Raw genomic sequence first — 6,166 nt, forward strand, 5'->3', positions numbered from 1 at the left:
TGCACTGCAAGACGCAGGCGTTAAAACCGTGCGTTCGCTGGCAGACATCGGCAAGGCCCTGGCCGAGCTGACCGGTTGGGCTGTCAAGTAAGCCTCGCGCTTAACTGACGCTCCATCAAACAAAGGCCACCTTCGGGTGGCCTTTGTCGTTTCTGGCGTATGAGATTTATGTGGGCTCTTGTGGCGAGGGGATTTATCCCCGATGGGCTGCGAAGCGGCCCCAAGAATCTGAACTGGAATAACCTGACTTATCGCGGTCGAGAGCATTGGGGCTGCTGCGCAACCCATCGGGGATAAATCCCCTCGCCACAAGTTTCGGCGGGGAAACTGGTATTTGGTTTGAACAACAAAGCACTGGATATGAAAAATAGATACGTAAACGCGACACAGAAACGTCGCGTATCGGATAGTTCGCCCTCTAACAGTGCGTTTGCAGGCCAAATTCGTTAGGCTAGCAGCCATTTTTGCGTCTGCCGCCCACAAGGCATGCAACGCGCTTTAAGGGTCAGTCCCATACGGATCGACAGCATTTCCCTAATTACACAGGGCAATCCCCCTCTAAATTCCGATTCAGTAGTGTGGTATTACCTTAATGAAAGTTTTGAAAGGTCAGGACATCCTGGCACTTGGCTTTATGACATTTGCCCTGTTCGTTGGGGCCGGCAACATTATCTTCCCGCCTATCGTTGGCTTGCAGGCCGGACCTCACGTCTGGATGGCTGCGCTGGGTTTTCTGATCACCGCAGTGGGTTTGCCGGTGATCACCGTTGTCGCACTGGCCAAGGTCGGTGGGTCGATGGATGCGCTGAGCAGCCCGATCGGTAAGGTCGCGGGCGGCATTCTTGCGGCTGCGTGCTATCTGGCCGTCGGCCCGCTGTTCGCCACTCCGCGTACCGCCACCGTATCCTTTGAAGTCGGTTTGGCGCCGCTGACCGGCGAAAGCCCGCTGGCACTGTTCCTCTACAGTTCGGTGTACTTCCTGCTGGTGTTCTTCATCTCGCTCTACCCGGGCCGTTTGCTGGACACTGTTGGCCGTTTCCTCGCGCCGCTGAAGATCATCGCGCTGGCCGTGCTCGGTATCGCTGCATTCGCCTTGCCGGCGGGTGACGTCGGCCACGGCACGCCGGAATACGTCGCGGCACCGTTCTCCCAAGGCTTCATCAATGGTTACCTGACCATGGATACCCTCGGCGCGCTGGTGTTCGGCATCGTCATCGTCAACGCGATCCGCTCCCGTGGCGTCGAGTCGCCGAAGTTGATCACCCGTTACGCGATCATCGCCGGTTTGATTGCCGGTGTCGGTCTGGCGCTGGTCTACATCAGCCTGTTCCGTCTGGGTTCCGGCAGCCATGAAGTGGCCGTCGGTGCAACCAACGGCGCGGCGGTCTTGCACGCTTACGTGCAACACACCTTCGGTTCGCTGGGCAGCGGTTTCCTCGCGGTACTGATCTCGCTGGCGTGCCTGGTGACGGCAGTAGGTCTGACCTGCGCCTGTGCCGAGTACTTCAGTCGTGTGCTGCCACTGTCGTACAAGACCCTGGTGATCATCCTCGCGGCGTTCTCGCTGCTGGTGTCCAACCTCGGTCTGACCAAGCTGATCGCGTTCTCCATTCCGGTGCTCACCGCGATCTACCCGCCGTGCATCGTGTTGGTGGCGCTGAGCTTCTGCAAAGACTTCTGGCATGAACACGGTCGGATTCTCGGCCCGGTGATGCTGGTGTCGTTCTTGTTCGGCAGCATCGACGCACTGAAAGGCGCGGGTCTGGCTGACTGGATGCCGACGCAGCTGGCGCACCTGCCGCTGAGCGAGCAAGGTCTGGCGTGGCTGGTGCCGTGTGTGATGACTTTGGTGGTTGCAGTGGTTTGCGATCGCCTGCTGGGCAAGCGCAGCGAAGCGGTTGCCTGAGGTTGGCTGACCCGCCATAAGCGGGTCTTCAACGCTTAAACAGAAATGCCCCGTATCAATCGATACGGGGCATTTTTTATGGGCGTCAGGCAGTGTCTTTTTCCCTAGGCTAACGTCGAAGCACTGCATCGCTTTTATGTAGGAGCAGAGCTTGCTCGCGAAAGCGATCTGACATTCAACATTGATGTCGACAGAAACGCCGCTTTCGCGAGCAAGCTCTGCTCCTACAAGTTCACGTATTCAAGGGAATTGCATGTCGTTCATCCAGGCCAATCTGATCCACTTGCTCGCCGCGTGCTGGTTTGTCATCTGCTGGGGCGGTTACACCCGTTATGCCACGTGGAAGGGCCGCGACACCGCGTGCCTGGCCAGCGTGCTGCACCTGTACCGCGAAGACTGGATGCGCCGCATGCTCTTGCGCGACAACCGCATCGCCGACGCCAGCGTGATCGGCAATCTGGAGCGCAACGCCTCGTTTTTCGCCTCCAGCACGCTGATCATCCTCGCCGGTATTCTCACCGTGCTCGGCGCCTCCGAGCGGGCGGTGTCGTTGCTGGCGGACATCCCGATGGTGCAGCAAGCGTCGCAGGGCATGTCGGAAATCAAATTGCTGTGCCTGGCGATGGTGTTCGTCTACGCCTTCTTTACCTTCAGTTGGTGCATGCGCCAGTACAACTTCGCGGCGGTGCTGGTCGGTTCGGCGCCGATGATCGGCGAGCGTCATGTCTCCGAGCAGGAGCGTAAAGCGTTCGCGGCACGGGCTGCGCGGGTGATTTCGATGGCGGCCAACCAGTTCAACTTCGGTCTGCGCTCTTACTACTTCGGCATGACCATGCTCGCGTGGTTCGTCAGCCCGTGGCTGTTCATGTTGTTGAGCACTGGCGTGGTGCTGGTCTTGTACCGTCGCGAGTTTCATTCCGACGTTCTCGACGTAATGGTCTATACCCCTACAGAGGCGCCCATTCCCGAGGCGAACAAAGAGGCCGCTTGATGAGTATTCCGTTCTGGTGTGTGTTTATCAGCGCTTTGCTGATTTATGTGGCGCGTATGCCAGTGGCCAAGGCGATGAAAGAGCAGGGCGGTTACAACAACCACTTGCCGCGCCAACAACAGGCGCAACTGCCCGGTTACGGCGCGAGGGCGCTGGCGGCGCATCAGAACAGTATCGAAGCGTTCATGTTATTTGCCGTGGGTGTGTTGATGGCGCACACCACGCAAACGGTAGGATGGCTGATCGATACATTGGCGATCATCTTCGTCATCGCCCGCATCGTCTATTTGTGGTTCTACCTGGCTGATCTGCCAGCGCTGCGTAGCCTGGTCTGGTTCATCGGCTTAGTGTGTTCACTGCTGCTGATGATTAGTCCGACTTTTAGAACTGTCTTGCTTTAAGCGACATTGCCGTTAAATCCCAGACAAAAGAAAACCCGCACTTGGCGGGTTTTCTTTTTCAACGGTAAAAAGCAGATTATTGCTTTTTAGCAGCTTCGTCTTGCGCAGCAGCGTTCGATTCAGCCTGAGCTTTGGCAGCTTCGGCGTTTTCTTTCGCAGCGTCGTTCACTTTATCCTGAGCTTTGTTCATGTCTTGCTGAGCTTGTTCAGCATGTTGGTTGGCATCTTGAGCTTTGTCCTCGGATTTTTTATCGCAGGCAGCGAGACCGAGGGAAGCGGTCAACATCAAGGCAATAGCAAAAGTCTTACGCATGGGGTGTTTCTCCTTATGGAAAATAACTACTGGCCTTAAGAGCTTTGCGCTACAGGTTAAGTTCCTCATTTGTTTCAGATATATAAGTTTGTTTTGCCACGGAACTTTTGGCCTGTTGGCTACTACTGGCCAATGGCTTTAACGAGAGTAATTATCATATGGCTGAAAACCCCGTTTTTGAGCGCGCGACGCGATTTCTTTCGGCATTAAGACACTGTCAGGTACTGGGCTTGCGGGTACATGAAGCCTCCAGCGAAGGGCTCACGGTGATCCTGCCTTACAGTTCACAAATTGTCGGAAATCCGCAGACCGGGGTGATCCACGGCGGGGCAATCACCTCGTTGATGGACACCGCTTGCGGGATGTCGACATTGTGCGTGTTGCCGGAATTCGAAGTCTGCCCGACCCTCGATTTGCGCATCGACTATATGCACGCCGCCGAACCGAACAAAGACGTCTATGGCTTCGCCCAGTGCTACCGGGTAACCACCGATGTGATCTTCGCTCGCGGTTTCGCCTATCAAGATGACCCGGAACAACCCATCGCCCACGTCGTCGGCACCTTTATGCGCATGGGCAAAGGCTTGAAAGGCACCAAAGGCTTCGGCGGCGCGATCAAGGGAGCAGGGCAATGAGCGATGATCTGAAACAGCAACTGCAACTCGCTCACGCTCAAGGTGATTACGCGCCACTGTTGAAACTGATTCCCTACGCGGGTTTGATCGGCGTCGAATGTTCGCGGGTCGGTGATGAATTGCTGTTCAAGTTGCCAGCGAACAAGGACAACATTGGTAACCCTTTACTGCCAGCCATCCACGGCGGCGTGATTGCCGGGTTCATGGAACTGGCCGCGGCGCTGCACCTGTTGATCTTCACCGAAGCGCCGGGCGTACCGAAGATTATCGATTTCTCCCTCGATTACCTGCGCGCCGGGCAATTTCGCGATACCTGGGCCAAATGTCAGGTGTGCCGGCAGGGGCGTCGCGTCGCCAACGTCGCGATCACGGCGTGGCAAAGCACCGAAGGCGAGCCGATCGCCACCGCTCGCGCGCACTTCAAAATCGATGAGCCCTTGAAATCCTGAACAGCGCCCCAAACTCAGAGAACAACCCGCCGCCGACCATTTCGGGTCGCGGCCACTGCCATCTGATTGGAGTTTGATGACCATGAGTGTGGAAACTCAAAAGGAAACCCTGGGCTTCCAGACCGAGGTGAAGCAGCTGCTGCACCTCATGATCCATTCGCTGTATTCCAACAAGGAAATTTTCCTTCGCGAATTGATCTCGAACGCCTCTGACGCTGTCGACAAGCTGCGCTTCGAAGCCCTGGCCAAGCCAGAGTTGCTCGAAGGTGGCGCTGATCTGAAAATCCGTGTGAACTTCGACAAAGACGCCAAGACCGTCACCCTCGAAGACAACGGTATCGGCATGAACCGTGACGATGTGATCACCCACCTGGGTACCATCGCCAAATCCGGCACTGCCGATTTCATGAAAAACCTTTCCGGCGATCAGAAGAAGGATTCGCACCTGATCGGTCAGTTCGGTGTCGGTTTCTACTCCGCGTTCATCGTTGCCGACCAGGTTGACGTGTACTCCCGTCGCGCCGGCACTCCAGCCAGCGAAGGCGTGCACTGGTCGTCGAAAGGCGAGGGCGAGTTCGAAGTTGCGAACATCGACAAACCAGAGCGCGGCACTCGTATCGTTCTGCACCTCAAAGCGGCTGAAGACGAATTCGCTGATGGCTGGCGTCTGCGCAACATCATCAAGAAGTACTCCGATCACATCGCGCTGCCAATCGAGCTGCCGAAAGAAGTGGCACCTGCTGAAGGTGAAGAAACACCCGCGGCCGAGTGGGAAACCGTCAACCGCGCCAGCGCCCTCTGGACTCGCCCTCGCACTGAAGTGAAGGACGAGGAATACCAGGAGTTCTACAAACACATCGCTCACGACTTTGAAAACCCGCTGGCCTGGAGCCACAACAAAGTCGAAGGCAAGCTCGAATACAGCTCGCTGCTGTACGTGCCGGCCCGCGCACCGTTCGACCTGTACCAGCGTGAAGCGCCGAAAGGCCTGAAGTTGTACGTGCAACGCGTGTTTGTCATGGATCAGGCCGAGTCGTTCCTGCCGCTGTACCTGCGCTTCATCAAAGGCGTGGTCGATTCCAACGACCTGTCGCTGAACGTGTCGCGTGAGATCCTGCAGAAAGACCCGATCATCGATTCGATGAAAACCGCGCTGACCAAGCGCGTGCTGGACATGCTGGAAAAACTGGCGAAAAACGAGCCTGAGCAATACAAAGGCTTCTGGAAGAACTTCGGTCAGGTCATGAAAGAAGGCCCGGCAGAAGACTTCGCCAACAAGGAAAAAATTGCCGGTCTGCTGCGTTTCGCATCGACCAACGGCGACGACGGCGAGCAGATCGTCGGTCTGGCCGACTACCTGGCCCGCGCCAAGGAAGGTCAGGACAAGATCTACTACCTCACCGGCGAAACCTACGCGCAGGTCTAGAACTGCGCGCACCTGGAAGTGTTCCGCAAGAAAGGCATCGTAGTG

7 protein-coding genes and 1 pseudogene are annotated in these 6,166 nt (G+C 56.7%); 7 read left to right on the plus strand and 1 reads right to left on the minus strand.

Going from position 1 to position 6,166, the window contains the following annotated elements; all coding sequences use genetic code 11:
• The 4 genes from ACIP1X_RS27295 to ACIP1X_RS27310 all read left to right on the plus strand — a co-directional run.
• The coding region (locus ACIP1X_RS27295) for a hypothetical protein (protein WP_400755829.1) at positions 1 to 91 on the plus strand (91 nt) is incomplete at its 5' end.
• A 501-nt stretch (positions 92 to 592) separates the two neighbouring features.
• Positions 593 to 1,906, plus strand: coding sequence for a branched-chain amino acid transport system II carrier protein (brnQ, locus tag ACIP1X_RS27300; RefSeq protein WP_159815063.1), 1,314 nt, complete (start codon positions 593 to 595; stop codon positions 1,904 to 1,906).
• A 253-nt stretch (positions 1,907 to 2,159) separates the two neighbouring features.
• A complete protein-coding gene (locus ACIP1X_RS27305; RefSeq protein ID WP_159815062.1) occupies positions 2,160 to 2,897 on the plus strand; it encodes a DUF599 domain-containing protein in 738 nt (245 codons plus the stop codon).
• Positions 2,897 to 3,298 (plus strand): MAPEG family protein, encoded by a 402-nt coding sequence (locus ACIP1X_RS27310; protein ID WP_400755827.1) that lies wholly within the window; start codon positions 2,897 to 2,899, stop codon positions 3,296 to 3,298. The genes ACIP1X_RS27305 and ACIP1X_RS27310 overlap by 1 nt, the downstream gene beginning before the upstream one ends.
• Positions 3,299 to 3,374: 76 nt before the next feature.
• Here the strand turns inward: ACIP1X_RS27310 and ACIP1X_RS27315 are convergent, their stop codons facing one another.
• Positions 3,375 to 3,611, minus strand: coding sequence for a hypothetical protein (locus ACIP1X_RS27315; protein WP_053118505.1), 237 nt, complete (start codon positions 3,609 to 3,611; stop codon positions 3,375 to 3,377).
• Positions 3,612 to 3,769: 158 nt separating this feature from the next.
• Here ACIP1X_RS27315 and ACIP1X_RS27320 point away from each other — a divergent pair, with 158 nt between their 5' ends.
• The 3 genes and pseudogenes from ACIP1X_RS27320 to htpG all read left to right on the plus strand — a co-directional run.
• Positions 3,770 to 4,246, plus strand: coding sequence for a PaaI family thioesterase (locus tag ACIP1X_RS27320; protein WP_400755828.1), 477 nt, complete (start codon positions 3,770 to 3,772; stop codon positions 4,244 to 4,246).
• Positions 4,243 to 4,695: a PaaI family thioesterase gene (locus ACIP1X_RS27325; protein WP_053118509.1), complete on the plus strand. Its 453-nt coding sequence runs from the start codon at positions 4,243 to 4,245 to the stop codon at positions 4,693 to 4,695. The genes ACIP1X_RS27320 and ACIP1X_RS27325 overlap by 4 nt, the downstream gene beginning before the upstream one ends.
• 82 nt (positions 4,696 to 4,777) lie before the next feature.
• Positions 4,778 to 6,118 (plus strand): annotated as a pseudogene (gene htpG, locus ACIP1X_RS27330) (molecular chaperone HtpG); the annotation flags it as partial.
• Between the last annotated feature and the right edge of the window lie 48 nt (positions 6,119 to 6,166).

Source organism: Pseudomonas sp. NPDC088885 (assembly GCF_044750025.1).
Taxonomy (GTDB): domain Bacteria; phylum Pseudomonadota; class Gammaproteobacteria; order Pseudomonadales; family Pseudomonadaceae; genus Aquipseudomonas; species Aquipseudomonas rustica.